The 19,703-nt window shown below is 46.5% G+C and carries 21 protein-coding genes; 11 read left to right on the top strand and 10 right to left on the bottom strand.

Annotated elements, in window-relative coordinates; genetic code table 11:
• Positions 1-69 precede the first annotated feature (69 nt).
• Positions 70-651, top strand: a complete 582-nt coding sequence (locus Nant_RS16790; protein ID WP_054342792.1) for a glutathione S-transferase family protein — start codon at positions 70-72, stop codon at positions 649-651.
• 239 nt (positions 652-890) lie between these two features.
• Positions 891-3,074: a transporter substrate-binding domain-containing diguanylate cyclase gene (locus Nant_RS16785; protein ID WP_054342791.1), complete on the top strand. Its 2,184-nt coding sequence runs from the start codon at positions 891-893 to the stop codon at positions 3,072-3,074.
• Between the two features lie 54 nt (positions 3,075-3,128).
• On the opposite strand, the gene Nant_RS16780 is transcribed toward Nant_RS16785, so the two are convergent.
• Together Nant_RS16780 and Nant_RS16775 are read right to left on the bottom strand one after the other, a co-directional pair.
• The gene (locus Nant_RS16780; RefSeq protein ID WP_054342790.1) at positions 3,129-3,434 is read right to left on the bottom strand and encodes a hypothetical protein; all 306 of its coding nucleotides are present in this window, start codon (positions 3,432-3,434) and stop codon (positions 3,129-3,131) included.
• Positions 3,435-3,916: 482 nt separating this feature from the next.
• Positions 3,917-4,222: a hypothetical protein gene (locus Nant_RS16775; RefSeq protein WP_054342789.1), complete on the bottom strand. Its 306-nt coding sequence runs from the start codon at positions 4,220-4,222 to the stop codon at positions 3,917-3,919.
• Positions 4,223-4,506: 284 nt separating this feature from the next.
• On the opposite strand from Nant_RS16775, the gene modA reads away from it, so the two are divergent.
• The 5 genes from modA to Nant_RS16750 all read left to right on the top strand — a co-directional run bounded on the left by modA (position 4,507) and on the right by Nant_RS16750 (position 9,327).
• Complete coding sequence (gene modA, locus Nant_RS16770) at positions 4,507-5,241, top strand: molybdate ABC transporter substrate-binding protein (RefSeq protein WP_054342788.1); 735 nt, start codon at positions 4,507-4,509, stop codon at positions 5,239-5,241.
• A gap of 11 nt (positions 5,242-5,252) precedes the next feature.
• Positions 5,253-5,921, top strand: coding sequence for a molybdate ABC transporter permease subunit (gene modB, locus Nant_RS16765; RefSeq protein WP_054342787.1), 669 nt, complete (start codon positions 5,253-5,255; stop codon positions 5,919-5,921).
• Complete coding sequence (gene modC, locus Nant_RS16760) at positions 5,918-7,057, top strand: molybdenum ABC transporter ATP-binding protein (protein ID WP_082400342.1); 1,140 nt, start codon at positions 5,918-5,920, stop codon at positions 7,055-7,057. The genes modB and modC overlap by 4 nt, the downstream gene beginning before the upstream one ends.
• A gap of 66 nt (positions 7,058-7,123) precedes the next feature.
• The gene (locus tag Nant_RS16755; protein WP_054342786.1) at positions 7,124-8,239 is read left to right on the top strand and encodes a tRNA-queuosine alpha-mannosyltransferase domain-containing protein; all 1,116 of its coding nucleotides are present in this window, start codon (positions 7,124-7,126) and stop codon (positions 8,237-8,239) included.
• 92 nt (positions 8,240-8,331) lie between these two features.
• A complete protein-coding gene (locus tag Nant_RS16750; RefSeq protein WP_238377178.1) occupies positions 8,332-9,327 on the top strand; it encodes an MBL fold metallo-hydrolase in 996 nt (331 codons plus the stop codon).
• 74 nt (positions 9,328-9,401) lie between these two features.
• Here Nant_RS16750 and Nant_RS16745 read toward each other — a convergent pair whose 3' ends face one another.
• The 8 genes from Nant_RS16745 to ureA form a co-directional block, all read right to left on the bottom strand.
• Positions 9,402-10,889, bottom strand: coding sequence for a helicase HerA-like domain-containing protein (locus Nant_RS16745; protein WP_054342785.1), 1,488 nt, complete (start codon positions 10,887-10,889; stop codon positions 9,402-9,404).
• A gap of 82 nt (positions 10,890-10,971) precedes the next feature.
• Entirely contained in the window at positions 10,972-11,592 is a 621-nt protein-coding gene (ureG, locus tag Nant_RS16740) for an urease accessory protein UreG (protein WP_054342784.1), read from the bottom strand.
• Between the two features lie 32 nt (positions 11,593-11,624).
• The gene (locus Nant_RS16735; RefSeq protein ID WP_054342783.1) at positions 11,625-12,290 is read right to left on the bottom strand and encodes an urease accessory protein UreF; all 666 of its coding nucleotides are present in this window, start codon (positions 12,288-12,290) and stop codon (positions 11,625-11,627) included.
• 12 nt (positions 12,291-12,302) lie between these two features.
• A complete protein-coding gene (locus Nant_RS16730; RefSeq protein WP_143773474.1) occupies positions 12,303-12,569 on the bottom strand; it encodes a hypothetical protein in 267 nt (88 codons plus the stop codon).
• A gap of 16 nt (positions 12,570-12,585) precedes the next feature.
• Positions 12,586-13,050 (bottom strand): urease accessory protein UreE, encoded by a 465-nt coding sequence (ureE, locus tag Nant_RS16725; RefSeq protein WP_054342781.1) that lies wholly within the window; start codon positions 13,048-13,050, stop codon positions 12,586-12,588.
• Positions 13,051-13,072: 22 nt separating this feature from the next.
• Positions 13,073-14,776, bottom strand: coding sequence for an urease subunit alpha (ureC, locus tag Nant_RS16720; RefSeq protein ID WP_054342780.1), 1,704 nt, complete (start codon positions 14,774-14,776; stop codon positions 13,073-13,075).
• Between the two features lie 33 nt (positions 14,777-14,809).
• Positions 14,810-15,115 carry an urease subunit beta gene (locus Nant_RS16715; protein ID WP_054343265.1) on the bottom strand — a complete coding sequence of 102 codons (306 nt, stop codon included), beginning with the start codon at positions 15,113-15,115 and terminating at the stop codon, positions 14,810-14,812.
• Between the two features lie 15 nt (positions 15,116-15,130).
• Entirely contained in the window at positions 15,131-15,433 is a 303-nt protein-coding gene (gene ureA / locus Nant_RS16710) for an urease subunit gamma (protein WP_054342779.1), read from the bottom strand.
• A gap of 339 nt (positions 15,434-15,772) precedes the next feature.
• On the opposite strand from ureA, the gene Nant_RS16705 reads away from it, so the two are divergent.
• Genes Nant_RS16705 through Nant_RS16690 form a run of 4 tightly spaced genes read left to right on the top strand, consistent with a single transcriptional unit; the run spans position 15,773 to position 19,686 of the window.
• Positions 15,773-16,822: a P-loop NTPase family protein gene (locus Nant_RS16705; protein WP_054342778.1), complete on the top strand. Its 1,050-nt coding sequence runs from the start codon at positions 15,773-15,775 to the stop codon at positions 16,820-16,822.
• The gene (locus Nant_RS16700) at positions 16,800-18,455 is read left to right on the top strand and encodes an ABC transporter transmembrane domain-containing protein (RefSeq protein ID WP_054342777.1); all 1,656 of its coding nucleotides are present in this window, start codon (positions 16,800-16,802) and stop codon (positions 18,453-18,455) included. The genes Nant_RS16705 and Nant_RS16700 overlap by 23 nt, the downstream gene beginning before the upstream one ends.
• Positions 18,452-19,267 carry an alpha/beta hydrolase gene (locus tag Nant_RS16695; protein ID WP_143773473.1) on the top strand — a complete coding sequence of 272 codons (816 nt, stop codon included), beginning with the start codon at positions 18,452-18,454 and terminating at the stop codon, positions 19,265-19,267. The genes Nant_RS16700 and Nant_RS16695 overlap by 4 nt, the downstream gene beginning before the upstream one ends.
• An 11-nt stretch (positions 19,268-19,278) precedes the next feature.
• Positions 19,279-19,686 carry a hypothetical protein gene (locus Nant_RS16690; RefSeq protein ID WP_054342775.1) on the top strand — a complete coding sequence of 136 codons (408 nt, stop codon included), beginning with the start codon at positions 19,279-19,281 and terminating at the stop codon, positions 19,684-19,686.
• Positions 19,687-19,703: the final 17 nt, after the last annotated feature.

Here is a 19,703-nt window from a genome sequence, read left to right as displayed (position 1 = left end):
AAAGACGTGACGAAATAGCTTTGAAAAAATACTCATTAAACGACCAATAAATATTACTCTGGAGAAAGTATGAAACTCATTGGCTCAGCCATGTCACCTTATGTGCGTCGTATTCGTTTGCTTTTAGACGGTCATGACTATGATTTTATTGACCTCAACATATACTCTCCCGAAGGCCGCGAGGCACTCTCTACTTATACACCCACCATGAAAATCCCTGTTTTGATTGATAACAAACAGACCATTTATGATTCACGAATTATTCATCGCTATCTGAATGAAAAGCAAAAAGGAACCGCGCTCAGCTGGGATCAGGAAAACCTATTGACTCTGATTGATGCCGCCAATGATTCATTTGTCGTCTTATTACTATCGACACGATCAAACATAAATACCGATGCTGATCTTTTGATTACAAATTTGCAAAAAGAACGTATCGAACGCACCCTGCCAATTTTAGAGCAAGCCGTAGCAGACGGACAGTTTTCCGCGTGGGATTACTCATCTATCTGCCTATTTTGCCTTTTAGATTGGGTCCACTTCAGGGAACTCTCAAATTTAGCACAATACCCCCACCTTTCCGATTTCCGTACTAATAAGCTTGAGTTTGATGGTGTAGCAGAGAGCGACCCACGCGCCGTCAATGCTTAAATAATCTTTATATAGACAGTCCGTAGCCTCGTATTTCGATCAGGATGTATTTGGCAGGAGGCTTAACCAGCCTTTCTTTCAGATGCGATAAGGCGACCCAAACATGGATTTTTTGGTCGCCTGATAATTAATTCAATATCATTCACCTTGATGAAGAAAAAAACCCAATTACGGTCTACACTTTATTGATATAAGGAATTAATGAGCAAACGTTCAATTAAATAGAAAGCAGAGAAGCCATGGATCAGAGATTGTTTGCGTATAAGTTAAGCAAAGTATTGTTCCTCTGGTTAGGATTAACATGTTCCGCTTTTGTATTTTCTGAATACAGTTCACCTAACCCTCATAGTGTGATTTTATCCGCTCAAGAGAAAATATTTTTACAAAACCACCCTGAAATAACCCTGGGCACAGACGCGTCATGGGAACCTTTTGTCATTGTTAACCCTAATGGACATATTTCTGGTTATGATGCGGATATTCTGAGAAAAATTAATCAGCTTACCGGCGCAAATTTTACACTGACAGCCGGTCAATGGACTGATATGCAGGTAAGCGCACAATCTCGTGAAATAGATGGCCTAAGTACAGGGACCGCTGTTCAGAAAAGAAGATCCTACCTTAATTTTAGCGTCCCTTATTTAACGCTCCAAAAATCTGTATTCACGTCGAGTGGCAATCCTCTATTAATCCAAAGTCCAGCAGACTTACGGCATAAAACACTGGTCATTCAAAAAGGAAACCTGGCTGATATCGAGCTAGCGAAACAATTTAAAGAATCTCGTATTCTCTATGTCGACACAGTAGAAGAGTTATTTTCGGCAATATCGACAGGCGCTGCAGATGCAACATTTGGTAATGGTGCCACCCTCTATCTGGCGAATAAATTAGGCATGCCTTATCTGCACATTGCTTTTCATCTACCGCAGAAATTGAATCTGGTCTTTGGCGTAAGAAAGGAATGGCCAGAAGCCGTTTCAATTCTTAATAAAGGATTGGCAGCACTCAAAGCGCATGAAAGGATACGTATTCAAACCCAATGGTTTAGCCAACAACCCTTGGTCGATAATAAGCCTAAAGATGACGTGATCAATTTTAGTGAAGACGAAAAATCTATAATACATCAACAACCGACTCTTAAAATGTGCGTTGGCCCTCAGTGGCTACCATTTTCAAGCATTAATAAAGAAGGTAAATATGAGGGTATCAGTGCTGATCTTGTCGATGTGATTCGTCAACGTTTAGATGTCAATTTCTCCCTAATACCCACGTCCCATTGGAACGAATCCATTGCGCTTATAAAAGACAAGAAATGTGACATTATTACTACTATAAACCCTACCGATGCACGTAAAGAATTTCTGAATTTTACTCAAACGTTATTCACTTCGCCCATTGTATTAGCCACACGTCTGGATCAATTTTTCATCTCTGATTTAAGCAAGATTACCGATCAATCTATAGCTATTATAAAAAACAGCGCAGCGGCATTACTCGTAAATAACAAGTATCCACAGATAAACCTTATCGAAGTACTGTCTGTTCAGGAGGGACTAAAACTGCTCTCGGAGAAAAAAGTTTTCGGTTATATCGATTCCCTCGAAGTCATTGCTTACAACGTTAAAAAAAGCAATTACGTTAATTTAAAAATATCAAGCACGCTGCCTATTGAATTTGATATTGCCATTGGCATCAGAAAAGACTGGCCGGAGTGGATCCCACTGATGAACAAAGCCATTCAGAGTATTTCCAGTGAACAGCATCAGAAAATACAGAATAGCTGGATAGGGATCACCTACGATAACCCTTTTAATTATACATGGCTCGGAAGCATTCTTGCGGTCATTACGTCATGTGTATTCGTACTCGTTTATCGTAATCGCGAAGTCACTAAATACAACAGAAAGCTTGAAGTCCTTAACCAGAAACTAGCTAAACAAGCCACAACAGACCAACTCACCGGGCTACCTAACAGATACTTATTAGATCAGGAAATTCAGATAGTGATTGCTTCGGCAAAACGTTATAACGAACCCGTTTCGATGGCCCTTTTTGATTTGGATTTCTTTAAAAATATTAATGATCAATACGGACACCAAACCGGTGATGAGATTCTGATACAGGTGAGTCATGAGATGGATACCTTTACCCGGAACTCTGATGTATTAGGCCGATGGGGAGGGGAGGAGTTTTTACTAGTCTGTCCTAAAACAACGCTTGATGGAGCATGCAATCTGGCGAATAAAGTTCGTTTGCATATCCAGCAGCAGCTATTTTTATCCGATATAAAAATCACATTAAGCGCAGGTGTAGCAGAGCTTCGCGAAGATGAGGATTATGGTTCTTTGCTAAAACGCTTGGATGAGCTGCTATATAGTGCCAAAGACACAGGACGAAATAAGGTAACGCGCAGTAAAGACTAAATTACAGACAAAAAAAATCCGACAACTGTCGGATTTTTTAAAAATGATCGCTAATTACTTAGCCATTTTCTTCATTTCTTCCATTGCATTTTTGCTAGCAGATGTTGCAAGAGCAGTGAAAGCTTCACCTTGAGCTTTAAACATTTCGAACAATGCAGTGTTAGCGGCAACGTTGAATTTTACAACGTCTTCCGGAGTTTTCAATTCTTTAGCTTTCTCAGCTTCGCCTTTGAAGAAAGCAGCCATGTCTTCACCCGCTTTTTTCTGCAATTCGACAGACGCGTTCATAGCTGTAGATTGAAGAGCCATTAGCGTTTTAACAGCTTCAAGAGGCTTTTGTAAATCGGCGTTGTTAGTCATGATAATATCCTTGTAAATTAAATTATGTTGCACTGCACAATAACGATTATTTTAGTCAGATTCGCATCGTTGTCAATGCTTCTTTTTACTGCACCGCACAAATATTTTGATAGACCTACTATCACATAGGTATGTGACGATAAAATGAATACATTACTTTCGCAAGTATCCATTAGACATAGCCAAATGATTCTATATAGAGACTCAGCGCTCTTTGACAGGCGTTTTCGGCAGAGATAGAACGCCATTGCCAACCCCATAGGAAAACTACTGATCAGGCTCTGAACACGTAAGTCATGAGGTGGATATCTTTACCCTGGATGCTGATGTATTAGGCAGATATATTAGACGGATGGAGGGGAAGAGTTTTTATTAGTTTTGCCCGAAAATGCAGGACGAAATACGGTGATGCTTAGTAAAACCTAAATTTTAAGCGAAAAAAAACCCGACAGATGTCGGGTTTTCTTAAAGAGAATCGCTAATTACTTAGCCATTTTCTGCATTTCTTCCATTGCATTCTTGCTAGCAGAAGTTGCCAAAGCGGTGAAAGCTTCACCTTGAGCTTTCAGCATTTCGAACAGTGCAGTGTTAGCTGCAACGTTGAATTTAACAAAGTCTTCTGGAGTTTTCAGTTCTTTAGCTTTCTCAACTTCGCCTTTGAAGAAAGAAGCCAGATCTTCACCTGCTTTTTTCTGCAATTCAACAGACTGGTTCATAGCAGTAGACTGCAGAGTCATTAAAGTTTTAACAGCTTCAAGTGGCTTTTGTAAATCGATGTTGTTAGTCATGATAATATCCCTGTATGTTGGTTTATGTTGCGTTGCACAATGATGGTCATTTTAGTCGGATTCACATGCTTGTCAACATTTTTTGTTGCGCTGCACAAACATTTTTATAGACCTACTATCACATAGGTATGTGACACTAAAATGAACCCTTCACTTCTGCTATCGTCTATCAGATATAACGAAACTCTTCTTATGTAGACACAGAGCTGAATTTTCTTTTCTAAGCGGCTATATTAATTGAGGTTTTTTGCATTTAAGACAGGCACATTGATAATAGGCACATCATGAAAAGGTTTACCCTGACACTCTTATTGTTTATTTCCTGTTCACAATATCTGCCAGCCGATACGGCACGTATTGCGGTGTCCTCCAATTTTACTATCGCGGCACAGAAACTGGCTCTCTTATTCGAACAAACCTCAACGCACACTATACAAGTAAGCTCAGGCTCAACAGGCAAGCTGTATATTCAGATACGACAAGGTGCGCCCTTTGACCTATTGCTTGCGGCAGATATGGAACGCCCTCAACGCTTATTTGACGAAGGTTATGCCAACACAGCAGCATTTATTTACGCCACCGGGAAGCTGGTATTATGGAGCCGTGATTTAGCGGAAGTGTCTTCAGGGCTCGATGTCCTTAAAAGTAAAGCGATCAGACGCCTGGCCATTGCCAACCCCAAAACAGCTCCTTATGGAAAAGCAGCTCAACAAGTATTAGATAACAGTATCTCCTCTCCTTATCCTTGGACGTTGGTGAAAGGAGATAATATTGCTCAAACCTATCAATTCGCCGCCAGCGGTAATGCAGATGCCGCTTTTGTTGCGCGTGCTCAAATAGCATTAGATCAGAGAGGTTATGCCTGGGATGTTCCTCAATCATTATATCTCCCTATTCATCAGGGCGCGCTTTTACTGAAACGAGGCGATAATAACCCCGCTGCACACGCTTTCTATCGATTTTTACAAACTGATAAGGCAAAGTCGGTTATCCAACACTACGGTTATATTTCACAGTGATTAAATAACACATGTTAGATGCCATTCTGCTGACCTTAAAACTCGCTACCCTAACGACTCTCATATTGCTGATTCTGGGTATTCCACTAGCCTGGTGGCTAGCGCAATCCCGTGGGTTATTTAAAGATATGATCGCGACACTGGTCAGTATGCCTCTGGTGCTGCCGCCTACTGTACTGGGCTTCTATCTGCTGATTGCACTGGGGCCAGATAGCCCGCTAGGACAATTACTGACCTCCATTTTCGGTGCACCACTCACCTTTACTTTCAGTGGCCTTGTGATTGGTTCTGTTATCTTTTCGCTACCTTTTATGGTGCAACCGCTACGCAATACTTTTGAGTCTATCGGCTCCCGGCCTCTTGAGGTTGCTGCCACATTGCGTGCATCACCTTTGGATACTTTTTTCTCTGTCGTTTTACCGCTATCAAGACAGGGGTTACTCACCGGTTCTATCATGACATTTGTTCACACACTGGGTGAATTTGGTGTGGTGCTGATGATTGGTGGCAATATTTCCGGCGAAACCAAAGTGCTATCCATTGCTATGTATGACTATGTTGAATCACTTGAATGGGGTAAGGCCCACCTGATTGCCGGCGGCATGTTGTGCTTCTCTTTTATTGTGATTCTCAGCGTGACACTGATGGAACGCAACAGCCGTAAAGGAAGCAGGCTATGAACCAGAACCAGAGCCTGAACCAGAGCCTCAATCCGAATTTGAAGCAGAGCACGCCTTTGCATATTAGCTTCCGTACGCCTCTGGAACACTTCACGCTAGATATTGATATCAGTATTCCGTCTTCCGGTATTACCGTTTTATTTGGCCCCTCCGGCTGCGGTAAAACAACACTGCTGCGCTGCATAGCGGGGCTTCACAATGCAGAACATGCGCAACTGAGTATTAATGGTGATCTTTGGGAACGGCAAGGTTGTGAACAACAAGGAGTGCACCTTCCGGCCCATCAACGGGCGGTCGGCTATGTTTTTCAGGAACCTAGCTTATTTCCCCATCTATCCGTTAAGAACAATCTTTTATTTGGTCATCGCCGCGCGAAACAACAGAGCCCTTTATCCTTAGAAGAAGTCAGCCAACTGCTCGGTATATCGCACTTATTACAACGCATGCCAGATAAGCTTTCGGGGGGCGAAAAGCAGCGCATCTCGATTGGCCGTGCTCTGCTCTCTAATCCCGGAATTTTACTGATGGATGAACCGCTGTCGGCACTGGATTACGCCACCAAAGCAGAGATCATTCCTTACCTTGAACAACTGCATGAACGTTTATCTATTCCGATTATTTATGTCACACATGCGCTAGCGGAAGTGGAAAGCCTGGCGGATCACATCGTATTGCTGGATCAGGGGCGCGTAACTGCACAAGGGCCGATTAAAGAGATGATGCTCGATCTGTCAGCGCCATTGGCACACTTCAGCAACGCAGGCTCACTGCTCGACGCCGTTGTAAGCCATTATGATGCAGCCTATGATTTAACCGAGTTCAGTGTTGATGGAGGAACCGTGACCGTCCCGGGCAATATTGGTGTGGTAGGCACCGCCAAACGTATCCATCTCAGTGCCAGCCATATCAGCCTGACCCGACAAGCAGCTCTCGATAGCACTATCATTAATATTCTGCCGGTGACTATTCTGGAGATAAGCCAAGCCGACACGGCTCAGTGCAACGTACGCTTGCAACTCGGCAAGCATAGCCAGATATTAGCGCGCATCACGCGTCGCTCAAAAGATAAGCTGGCATTAAAAACGGGAGATAAACTCTATGCCCAGATTAAAGGCGTATCATTAGTAAAAAGGTAAACAGATGAAGCGCTAAAGCGTTGATAACACACTAATTACATGACTGAAACGAATCGATTTTAACCTATGCACATTCTCCTTTTATCGGCTTATGACGCTGACAGCCACCAATACTGGCATAAGGGGCTGGTAACACACTTCCCCGAACACCAATGGACAGTGCTCACCCTGCCCGCCAGATACTTCTCCTGGCGACTACGGGGCAATAGCCTTAGCTGGGCATTTGGAGAATCGGCGGCGCTGTTACAACAACCTTATGACCTGATCATCGCGACCTCGATGACAGACCTGTCCAGCCTCAGAGGCTTTGTGCCGGCGCTCAGCCGCATACCAACCTTGCTGTACTTTCACGAGAATCAATTCGCCTACCCTGAATCAGGCCATGAATTCAAAAGCGTAGAACCTAAAATTCTGAATCTCTATTCTGCGCTGGCAGCCGATCACATCGTGTTTAACACTCACTACAACCGCGATACTTTCCTGAACGGGGCCAGCGCGTTATTAAAAAAACTACCTGATTTTGTACCGGCTGGCTTATCTGAACACCTACAACAACATTCCAGCGTATTGCCTGTACCACTCAATGATAACTGCTACCTGCCACCACAAAAAGAAGCCGGCCCACTGCATATTGTCTGGAATCATCGTTGGGAATTCGATAAAGGCCCGGAGCTACTTTATGAAGCATTGGCAGCGCTGCATGCCGAGGGCGTCAATATCACCTGCTCGATTGTCGGCCAGCAGTTCCGCAAGCTACCGGATGCTTTTAACAAAATAAAAACACAACTACCCTCTCTGCTTAGCCAGTTTGGGTATGTCCAGTCTGCCAGTGAATATCGCCAGCTATTACAGACGGCCGATGTGGTTCTTTCCACCGCATTACATGACTTTCAGGGTATTGCGGTACTGGAAGGCGTGGCTGCTGGCGCAATACCCGTCATACCCGACCGGCTGGCGTATACAGAACTGTTTGATAGCCGCTATCGTTACGCCACCGAGGACAAGACCATCAAGCGCAATGAGACGGCGTCACTGGTTGATATGCTAAAGCAACTCGTCAGCCAAAAAGAGTCAGGAACGCTCCCCCAAGCACCCAACATTGATGCACTACGCTGGCAGCAGTTAAAACCCGCCTACCAACAATTGATGGACATCACGATCGCAAAGTTTGCAGCCAAATAGCTTGCCTTTTATTGCGTTTCGCTTAATTATTAGATAATTCTAATGTAGTTAAATAATACGCTCATATAATAATTCAAAAAGGCTGTTTACTCATGATGCGAACACTCCGATCAATTGTCCTTAATTATAGTGCTCCGGCTCTTCAGACACTAAGCTTCAGCTTAATCCTCATTTTCAGCACAAGTACACTCGCTGAAGTTATTCCTGATCGTTACCCTGAATCACTTCTCTATGATAAGCCGGTGAAGGTCGCAGATAATGTCTGGTCTGCCATTGGCCAAACCCAGTATTACAGTTACGAAAATGCCGGCCACAATAACAATCTCTCTTTTGTCATTGGGAACGATGCCGTATTGGTGGTTAATGGCAGTGCATCCTACTTACTTGCCAAAGCACTGCACGATGAAATAAAACAGCTTACCGACAAACCCGTTAAGTATGTGGTAGATGAAAATGGCCAGTCGCATGCCTCACTGGGCAATAATTACTGGAAAGAACAAGGTGCCACACTGATTGCCCATGTGGATGCCGCAAAAGAGATTCAGGCTCATGGTTTAGAGGGCATCGCCAGCTTACAGGCCATTCTTAAAGAGCGCGCCGAAGGAACAAAAATAGTCCCTATCGACCAAACATTTGAAGACAACATGACAGTGGACCTGGGTGGTATTACCGCCGAAATCATCCGCTTTGGGCCGGCACATTCACCAGGAGATATCTCCGTTTTCATTCCGGAGCGCAATGTTCTTATCGCCGGTGATATCGCCTTTCACGTGCGCCTTTTACCTATTTTCCCCGACACCAATACTGCTGAATGGCTAGAAACATGGCACTCGACTTTTAGTAAATTTGCTTATGACAAAATCATTGTACCGGGACACGGCGGCCCCACCGATTTTGCAACAGTTGACCAATGGACTCGTGGCTATCTGGAATTTATTCGTGGCGAGGTAGCGGAACTCATTGAGCAAGGCGGCACCCTTGCGGATGCCTACCAGATTGATCAAAGTGCTTACTCCCATCTGGCAACCTTCGAAGCATTGGCGTCAAAAAATGCCGGCCGTGTCTTTGAGGCTATGGAATTTGAATAAGAGGCTGCTGGTATAAAGAGGAATAATTGAAAGCATCACCTGCGCACTCGCGCAGGTGATGCTTCAGCCGTCGCTTACTTCATCAAAGATCCTAAGATACCGCGTAATAAACTTTTACCAACGCCGCGGCCTAAGCTGCTACCGATACTGCGTATCACACTCTTCAATAAAGCCTCCGTCACCGATTGACGATTACTGCCTTTTGGCGTGCTTCTTCTATTATCTTTTGCGTCTTGCTTCTCTTGTGCGACACGTGCGTCTTCATCCTCAGCAGTTTTCAAACGCGCTGCGGTGCGCTCCAGCAGGACCTCATGCGCTGAACGCGGATCATAAGCCTCAGCATAACGGCGCTGCAGGCGGCTACTGTCGATAATGGCCTGACGCTCCTGATCAGTAGCAGGCCCCATACGTGACGAAGGCGGCCGAATTAAAGTACGCTCAACCATGCTGGGCACACCGTCTTTGAGCAACACCGACACCAACGCCTCGCCCACACCCATAGTGGTTATCACCTCAGCGGTATCCATATTCGGGTTAGCACGGAAGGTTTGCGCGGCGACTCTGACCGACTTTTGATCTTTGGGTGTAAACGCCCGCAATGCATGCTGCACCCGATTACCCAGCTGACCTAATACGTTTTCAGGCAGATCACCCGGACTCTGGGTAATAAAATAAACCCCTACGCCTTTAGAGCGGATCAGACGCACCACCTGCTCAACTTTCTCAATTAACACCTTAGAGGCGTTATTAAAAAGCAGATGCGCTTCATCAAAAAAGAACACCATCTTCGGCTTTTCAGCGTCGCCGACTTCAGGCAGGTTTTCAAATAACTCCGACAACAGCCATAACAGAAACGTAGAATAAACACGCGGGCTCAAAATCAGCTTATCGGCCGCCAGTACGTTAATCATGCCGCGACCATCACTGTGCAGCTGCATCAGATCTTCGAGCAACAGGGCTGGCTCACCAAAGAACAGATCACCTCCTTCGCGTTCCAGCATCAGCAAGCGGCGTAAAATAGCATTTACCGAGGCGCGTGAAACCGTCAGGCTTGTACTGATCTCCTTGCCATGAGAGGCGATAAACTCCAGCGTGGTGCGCAGATCATTAATATCCACCAGCAACAGACCTTCATTATCAGCAAATTCAAAGATCAACGTCAGGATACTTTCCTGGGTTTCGTTCAAATCCAGTAGCTGCGACAGTAACTGCGGGCCCATTTCCGAAATAGTCGAACGGACTGGCGTGCCCTGCTCACCAAAAACATCCCAGAACGCTACCGGATAACCACGCTGAACAAAGTTCTCAATCCGGATCTTTTCAACACGCTCATCCACTTTAGGATGCGGCTTACCAGTCTGGCATAATCCCGAAAGATCGCCCTTAACATCGGCCATAAAAACAGGCACGCCAATATCTGAAAAGCCTTCAGCAAGGCACTGCAGCGTCACTGTCTTACCCGTGCCCGTTGCCCCAGCGATCAATCCGTGTCGGTTAGCGTAACGAGGGTTCAGAAAGACCTTTCCGTTATCACACCCCCCTATCAGAATACCCGTTTCCATAACGTTAATACCCTCTGCCTGCTGTTGATATCAGCTGGTATATTACCGATTTTTTTCAATACAGAGATAGCTATTATTACTGTTATGCTGCGTCCAGCATCCCCTGCTCAATAATAAAGCTGATAATTTCCTCAACACCTACCCCTGTTTTAAGGTTGGTAAATACATAGGGCGATGTCGGACGCATCCTTTTGGTATCCTGATCCATGACGTTCAGATCGGCACCTACATAAGGGGCCAAATCGATTTTATTAATAATCAGCAGATCCGAGCGGGTAATGCCCGGGCCGCCTTTACGTGGAATTTTTTCACCTTCCGCCACATCAATCACGTAAATAGTCAGGTCTGCCAGCTCAGGGCTAAAGGTCGCACTGAGGTTATCGCCACCGCTCTCTATAAATACGATATCGAGTGTTTTATGAAGTTTGGCCAGCTCTTCTACTGCCGCTAAATTCATAGAAGCATCTTCACGAATCGCCGTATGTGGACAACCGCCCGTCTCAACGCCGATGATGCGGTCCGGCGCCAACGCGCCCGCCTGCGTCAGAATTTTCGCATCTTCCTGTGTATAGATATCGTTGGTCACAACAGCAATATCGTATTGGTCGCGCATAGCTTTACATAACACTTCCAGCAACGCGGTTTTACCCGACCCTACAGGGCCACCCACCCCAATACGCAAGGGTGATTTGTATTCGCTCATCGTTAACTCCTGATCAATAGTGACGCCCGCTTTCAGGAGCGGAACAGCCGTGAATATTGTGTTTCATGACGGCTACTGGCGATTGCCTGAGCCGGTGTAGAACTGCCAATCTGTTCATCTTCAATAAGTAGTGCCCGCGCTAACACCGCAGGAATCTGCTCACTAATACGTAATAGCAGCTTTTGCCCCGATGTTTGTCCTAAAGGGATTAACTTCACGCCGGCCATCACGGCATTGTCGAGCCAACTCCACAGATAACCTCCACAGGCGGAATCGGCAGCAATATCAAAATGCTGCGCGGCCACAGCAAACCCAGCGACTTGCGTGGAACGGACCGCGTCTTCATATTCCGGCGCTACCTTTACGCCCAAATGTGGTAGCAAAACCGCCAGAGCCTGGCCGCGTTGTCGTTCTTCTTTACGCAGCTCGGAGGTTTCCCGCGATGCCAGCAAAAAACGACACCAATAAGAAACCTGCTCCGCATCCTGCTGCACAAACGCCTCGCGTAAACGCAATAACACAGGTAACTCCAAGGTACTCATGCTGTGCACCAACATGCCACATACCCACGCTTCGAGCTCGGCTTCAGACGTAACCCAATGCGAATCTATCGCCCATTCCAAGCCTTGCGAATAGGTAAACGCACCTATCGGTAAGGTTGGGCTGATCAATTGATATAAACGCAGATCCGCTAGCATAGACAACCTCGGTTATCTTTTGTCGTTACGGATACGACGATAAAGCGCAGGACCATACACCACCGCCGCCACGACTAATGCCACCACACCACAAAATGTCAGCACGTGGTCGGGGGCCGTCAGCTGATGCGCCAGAGTTGCCTGCACACTGCTGGCCGTTGCTTCATTATGCGCGAAGGCCTGACCACTTAATGATGCCAGACTAACCCAACCCATTGTTTTTAATATTGTTGTCTTAAGCGTTGCTGTCTTAAGCGATGTGTTCATAGCACTCTTCATAACATTCTCCAAAAAATTAATGATCATGGTGCTCGTGATTATGATGTCCACCATGCTTACTATTGTGATAAGCGCCGGCTTCTGGCTCAAAGGGGGCTTGCTCAACCACAACGTCGCCGCCTAAGCCGCGCACCATATCGTCCAGTACATGATCATGCTGATAACGTACAAAGCCTGCCGCTACCTGCAGCGATACATGACGGTTACCCAAGTGATAGGCCACACGTGTGAGCAATACCGCATCAGCACAATGTATCGTTGATACCGCTTCATCCGCGGCACGCACCAGCACCACAACGCCCTCTGCACTTTCGACCAGATCGCCATCACGCAAAATCAAACCGCGTGGCAGAAACAAACCCGCTTCGCGGCCATCATCCAGGGTGACCCGCAAACGACTTTTAATACGTTTATCAATTGGTAGACTTAACGTTGCCTGATGGGGTTTCACTACCGCCAGCACGCTTGTCAGCTGTAACATAGTGGTTCCTTAATAAAAAACTTCAAAAAAGAAAATAGCGTTGTGCCATCGGTAGCTCAGCCGCCGGCTCACAGGTGAGTAATACGCCGTCGGCTTTCACCTCGTAGGTTTGCGAATCGACACTGATATCCGGCTGATAATTATTATGAATCATGTCTGCCTTTTGCAGTGTGCGGCAGCCTTTTACTTCACCGATCAAACTCTGTAAATTCAGCTTTTCAGGAATGTCGTTTTTAATCGCGGCCTGCGATAAAAACAGCATCGAGGTGGCATGACACGCCGCACCCATCGCGCCAAACATCGGCCGATAATGCACGGGCTGAGGTGTTGGAATCGACGCATTAGGATCACCCATCGGGGCTGCTGCAATCATCCCGCCTTTAAGAATAGCGCTGGGTTTTACGCCAAAAAAGGCCGGTTTCCACAACACCAAATCGGCTAACTTACCCACCTCAACCGAACCCACCTCATGCGCAATACCATGCGTCAATGCCGGGTTAATGGTGTACTTGGCGATATAACGTTTGATACGGCCGTTATCATGCTCAGCCGGATCACCTTCCAGGCTGCCACGTTGTACCTTCATCTTATGAGCGGTTTGCCAGGTGCGGATAATCACCTCACCGACGCGCCCCATCGCTTGCGAATCGGACGCTATCATCGAAAAAGCGCCGAGATCATGCAGGATATCTTCGGCGGCAATGGTTTCCCGACGGATGCGCGACTCAGCAAAGGCGACATCCTCGGCAATACTCGGATCCAGGTGATGGCACACCATCAACATATCCAGATGTTCATCAACCGTATTGACCGTGTATGGGCGCGTCGGATTGGTGGACGACGGCAGCACATTAGGAAAGCCCGCCGCCTTGATAATATCCGGGGCATGGCCGCCACCCGCGCCTTCTGTGTGGTAAGTATGAATCACCCGACCGCCAATCGCCGCCAGTGTATCTTCCAGAAAACCGGACTCATTCAGCGTATCGGTATGGATAGCCACCTGCACATCCATCTCATCCGCCACCGACAAACAGCAATCGATCGATGCCGGCGTAGTGCCCCAGTCTTCATGCAATTTAAGCCCCATGGCTCCCGCTGCCACTTGCTCACGCAAGGCCTCTGGCTGGCTGCTATTACCTTTACCCAAAAACCCAATGTTCATCGGTAAGTTATCGACAGCCTGCAACATGCGGTGGATATTCCAGGGCCCCGGTGTACAGGTCGTGGCATTAGTGCCGGTTGCAGGGCCAGTGCCGCCGCCCAGCATAGTGGTGACACCTGACACCAAGGCTTCATCAATTTGCTGCGGGCAGATAAAGTGAATATGCGCATCAACACCGCCCGCTGTAATGATCGAACCTTCAGCCGCCAGCACTTCGGTGCCGGGACCAATCACGATATCAACATCAGGCTGCACATCAGGATTACCGGCCTTACCGATAGCCACAATACGTCCGTTTTTAATCCCGATATCGGCTTTAATAATGCCCCAGTGATCAACAATCACTGCATTAGTTATCACCAGATCAACCGTCTCAGCACTGCAACACTGGCCTTGCCCCTGGCCATCACGGATAACCTTACCGCCACCAAACTTAACTTCGTCGCCGTAAGTGGTCAGATCCTTTTCAACTTCCAACCATAACTCAGTATCTGCCAACCGCACCCGGTCGCCCGTTGTCGGGCCAAACATCTCAGCGTAGGCACGCCGTGAAATTGTTGCCATGTGTGTTCTCCTTACCGGTCGCCCATAATCGAGTTACAGGTCGCCCATAATCTTGCCTTGAAAACCAAATACCCGCCGAGTGCCCGCATAAGCCACCAGCTCAACTGTCCGTGACTGCCCCGGCTCAAACCTCACGGCGGTCCCTGCAGGAATATTCAAACGAAAGCCACGCGTTTTAGCCCGTTCGAAAGACAAGGCGTTATTGGCTTCAAAAAAATGATAGTGAGAGCCGATCTGGATCGGGCGGTCACCGGTGTTAGCCACATTAACCGTACAGGTTTCGCGTCCTGCGTTAAGTTCGATATCGCCGGTAAGGGTTTTTAATTCACCTGGAATCATCATGACTGCCCTCAGTTATACAATCGGATCGTGAACGGTGACCAACTTGGTGCCATCGGGAAAAGTGGCTTCAACCTGCACCGCCGGGATCATCTCGGCGATACCGTCCATCACATCTTCCAGCGATAACAAGGTACGGCCATAATCCATCAATTCAGAAACCGACCTTCCATCGCGAGCACCTTCCAGAATGGCGGCACTGATATAGGCCACCGCTTCGGGGTAATTCAGCTTGAGGCCCCGGGCTTTGCGGCGCTCGGCCAACAACCCTGCAGTAAACAGCAACAGCTTATCTTTTTCGCGCGGCGTAAGTTCCATCGGTATCGGAGCCTCCCATAAGCCAAATCAGTTTATATACAACAGGGGTAAAGCAAGGAACGTACCATCGCTTGAATTCTGCGACGTTGTACGAGTTCGTTGGCCTACATTCAAACGAAACAAGCGATCAAGCGATCCGGCAAGCACCGTGATGGTGCAATTCATGCACCAACTATCAACATGCTCCCCCAAAAAGCACACCTGCTTTATTCAACACTGACTTTCATGATATGAATCAATAAGCATAAGGGAATTTAAGGTTCACTTAAGATTGATCAGCTATCGTTCATAAATAATAGAAACATTACGTATGAATTTAATAAAGAATGAGTTGATTTTATGAATGCTATACATAAGGCAAAACGAAGCTACATCACTCGCAATGTTAAGCTTGATAACGCCACACAACTGCTAGATATTCCCCCGAGTGCCGGTGATTTATTGCTTTGTAAAGTAGATAAAATAAGACAGCATACGCGTCTTGAAGATATTCACGGACGAAGAAACCATCTTTACGAAGGCGACACTATTATTGTGGTCGCCGCACAACGCTATGCAACTGATCAGTTTTGTGCCGAATTACCGACACAGCAAGACACTTGTCATTTAGTCGCCGCAGGCGGTATTGCAGGCCATGTCATTCATCGCAGCGGCCAGGTCAAAGCACCCACCGAAATAACGCTATTGGGTGTTTTAGGCGATCAGCAAGGGAACACTTTGAACCTTTCGGCCTTCGCACCTATTTCCAAAATCCCAATTACACAGGAAGATATTCCGGTTTTAGTCATTATTGGCAGTGATATGAATGCAGGCAAGACCACCACGGCGTGCGCTTGCATCAATGGGTTGACTCGTCAGGGAATAAAAACAGCAGGCGCAAAACTAACGGGCACGGGTGCCGGACCTGACTATTGGCGCATGCACGATGCCGGTGCAAATGCAGTCGTTGATTTTCTGGATGCGGGCCACCCTTCAACGATAGGTTTATCCAATGATAACTTTTTAGATCTCCTGCAAAAATTCAAGTCAGCTGCGATAGCAGCCCACTGTCAGGTATTAATTCTTGAAATAGCCGATGGCATTTTACAACCAGAAACCAGAGCGTTGATTAACTCTAGCCGGTTTGTTCAACAAATCACGGGGGCGATAGTGGCTGCCGATAGCGCAACGTCAGCCATGATGGTAACAGAGCGGATTACCAGAGCAAACTTCCCCGTTTATGCTATCAGCGGTTTGTTTTCACGTTCACCTATCGCCTGTCAAGAAGTGGCACAAGAATCCGGCTTACCGGTATTCACCGCGTCTAACTTAGCAAAACCGACGGCGATTGATTACCTGTACAGCGCCCTCAAGCAGGACTACAGCCGTGCTCACATCCTTGCTGGATAAAAAACGCCGCAGGCTATTTGTCGGGCTGGTGCTGATTGCGCTGATTCAGTCATTATGCATGATAGGCATGATGTATGAAGCAAAAACAGCACTGCAATCGGATACCTTTTCATTGAGCGCCGGCTGGGTTGCATTAGCCATAGGAGGGGTTTTTATTATTGCCATCGGGCGATATATGGAACGTTATCTGGCTGAAATTTTTGCCCAGCAATACATCAATGAATTACGCCACAATGTGTTTGCTAAAGTACTGCAACTGCCGGTCTCTGATGCCTTAATGATTAACAAAGGCGGTACGCTGCTGCGCTTAACCGGGGATATGAGTGCTATTCGAAACTGGATTGTAAATGGCCTGGTACCGGCTATCATTCTTAGCGTATGGTTGTTAGTTGCCATTACCGGCCTGACACGCATTCACTACCTGTTTTCCCTCAGTTTAGTGCCATTAACCTTATTAATCATGGCCGGAAACTATTGGATTGGAAAGCACCTGTATACCTGCTCAGCTCACGTCAGAAGAATACGTGGTCAACTCATTCGTAACGTGACTGAGAAATTACGCGAGTTCAAGGTGATTCAATCTTTTAACCAACACAATCGTGAAAGGAAACGCTTCAATGAACAAAGCGACCGCCTGGCCCATAGCAGCATTAAGCGAGCCAACATGTCAGGTGTACTTCGCGGTTTTAATGAAGCAATTTTAGGCGGCGGAATATTAACGCTGCTGGTGGTTGGTTTTCTGCTGGAACAAAAGCAGATGATCCAAACCAGTGACATTGCCATCGTGATGACCGCCGCACTGTATTTACTGTCTCATCTACGTCCACTCAGCAGACTCTACGAACTCTGGACATTAAAAAAAGTAGCTGAACACAAACTGGAGTATTTTTTCAACCGCAAAACGATGTCAAGAAAAGGCTTAAAAAAGCACCCCACCGAACCACTCCGGCTATCTCTCAATAATTTTTCTTCACATGACCGTTTTCCAGCCGTAACGACATCGATTAAAGAAGGAAATCGGATTCTCATCACCGGGCAACAAGACAGCGGAAAAAGCTCGTTGTTAGCGGCACTGGCTGGCTTATTGCGCCCTACCAGTGGTGATTTGCGTATTAACGATATTGAAATCAATCATTATAACCCGTTAGTTATTTCGCAACTGGCCACGCTGATGTGTCCTGATATGCCATTACTGCGAGGGACTCTGAGAAAAAACCTGTTTTATGGCGCTCGCAGGATCACCGACCCATACACTCAGGAAGTACTATCAGTCTGTGGCCTGGACCTATGGATCTCTGGTTTACCTTCAGGGCTGGATACCCGTTTACAGGAAAACGGAGCAAATCTGTCTGACAGCCAGCGCTATAAAATCATGCTGGCGAGAGCCTTGTTAAGACGTCCGAAAATATTGCTTATCGATTCTGATTCAGCACAACAAAGCCAAGAAATAATGACCATCATTAATGCTATTTTTTCCTGGTACAAAGGAATAATCATTACTGCAACTGACATGCAGGCTACCCGTAATGAGTACGATCAAATTTGGACTCTCTCCTCTGAATGCCAGGTCAGAAAAACAGCTGAAGCAACCAACAGTCAGGCGAAAAATATGCAGATAGTTAGGAAAATATGATGTCATCCAGCCTCAATAACGAACTACCTGAGCCAGGAAAAAGCAGCCGGATTACCTTTGCAGCCAGCCTTTCTTTACCGATGTGGGTATTTCGACCATCTCACGAAACAAATAGCCAAAAAGTAATTATTGCTGTCCACGGGATCTCACGAAATAGCATTGAACAAATTGAAGCGTATTCACTGCTGGCAGAAAAACACGGCCTCTGGCTATTGGCGCCTGAATTTAGTGAAGAAAACTTCCCGGGCTATCAGCGACTGGCCAAAGACCCGTTATCGCCACGCTCCGATCTTGCTCTTAATCGGCTATTACTCGCGTACAAAACACAGCGCAACATTACCGATCTTAAAATACATTTATGTGGCTATTCTGGCGGTGCCCAATTTGCACATCGTTATGCATTGTTGCATCCCTACAACCTGGCATCACTAACACTGGTGAGTGCTGGCTGGTATACGTTCCCTAATGATCAACAACGATTTCCACGCGGGCTGGATAACTGGCCATTATGGCTAGGCACAGCAAGACTTAAGGAGTTTTTAAACATACCCACCATCGTTATGGTCGGCAGTAAGGATACGATACGAGATGGCAGCCTGAGAACATCGGAGCGACTCGACCGAGATCAGGGCATTAACCGTTTACAACGCGCCGAGGCGTGGGTTAACGCCGCTAATCGTGCGAAAGAGCAACAGCATCTACCCGCCGATATCACATTGCATCTAATGCCAAAACAACGTCACGATTTTGGAAAAAATGCCCGCCGGAGTGACATGCTCGCTCATATCAGTAAATTTTGGACATTACATTAAGAGGAACACTTATGAAAATACATTCTTTTTTAGCTGCCGGCTTACTCGGACTATCGCTCACAGCTTGCCAGGCTATTAAACCTCAGTTCATAGAACCCGGTACGCTTAACCGTGCGCAACTCCATGAACTGTTTGTTAATCAAACCGTCGAATCGCACAACCTGAATAATAATCAGATCAGTTATACATTTTATGCAGTTGATGGTCAGGTTGTTCAACAAAGAGACGATGAAATCCGCACCGGACAATGGAAAATAAATAGCAAAGATAAGATCTGCCTGAACATGGAAAACACCCGATTTGGTTGTCGCTATGTTGTTCGTAAAGGCGATGAATACTTCAAATACAGAAATAATAAAGAAGGCAAACCTGAACCCATCATTCGTTATGGCAGCTTTGTCCCGGGTAAAGCATTTTAGCCACAACACTTCCACGC

Source organism: Neptunomonas antarctica (genome assembly GCF_001305295.1).
Classification (GTDB): domain Bacteria; phylum Pseudomonadota; class Gammaproteobacteria; order Pseudomonadales; family Balneatricaceae; genus Neptunomonas; species Neptunomonas antarctica.
Note: the sequence above shows the minus strand (reverse complement) of the source record. Positions and strands in the feature narration are given on the sequence as shown.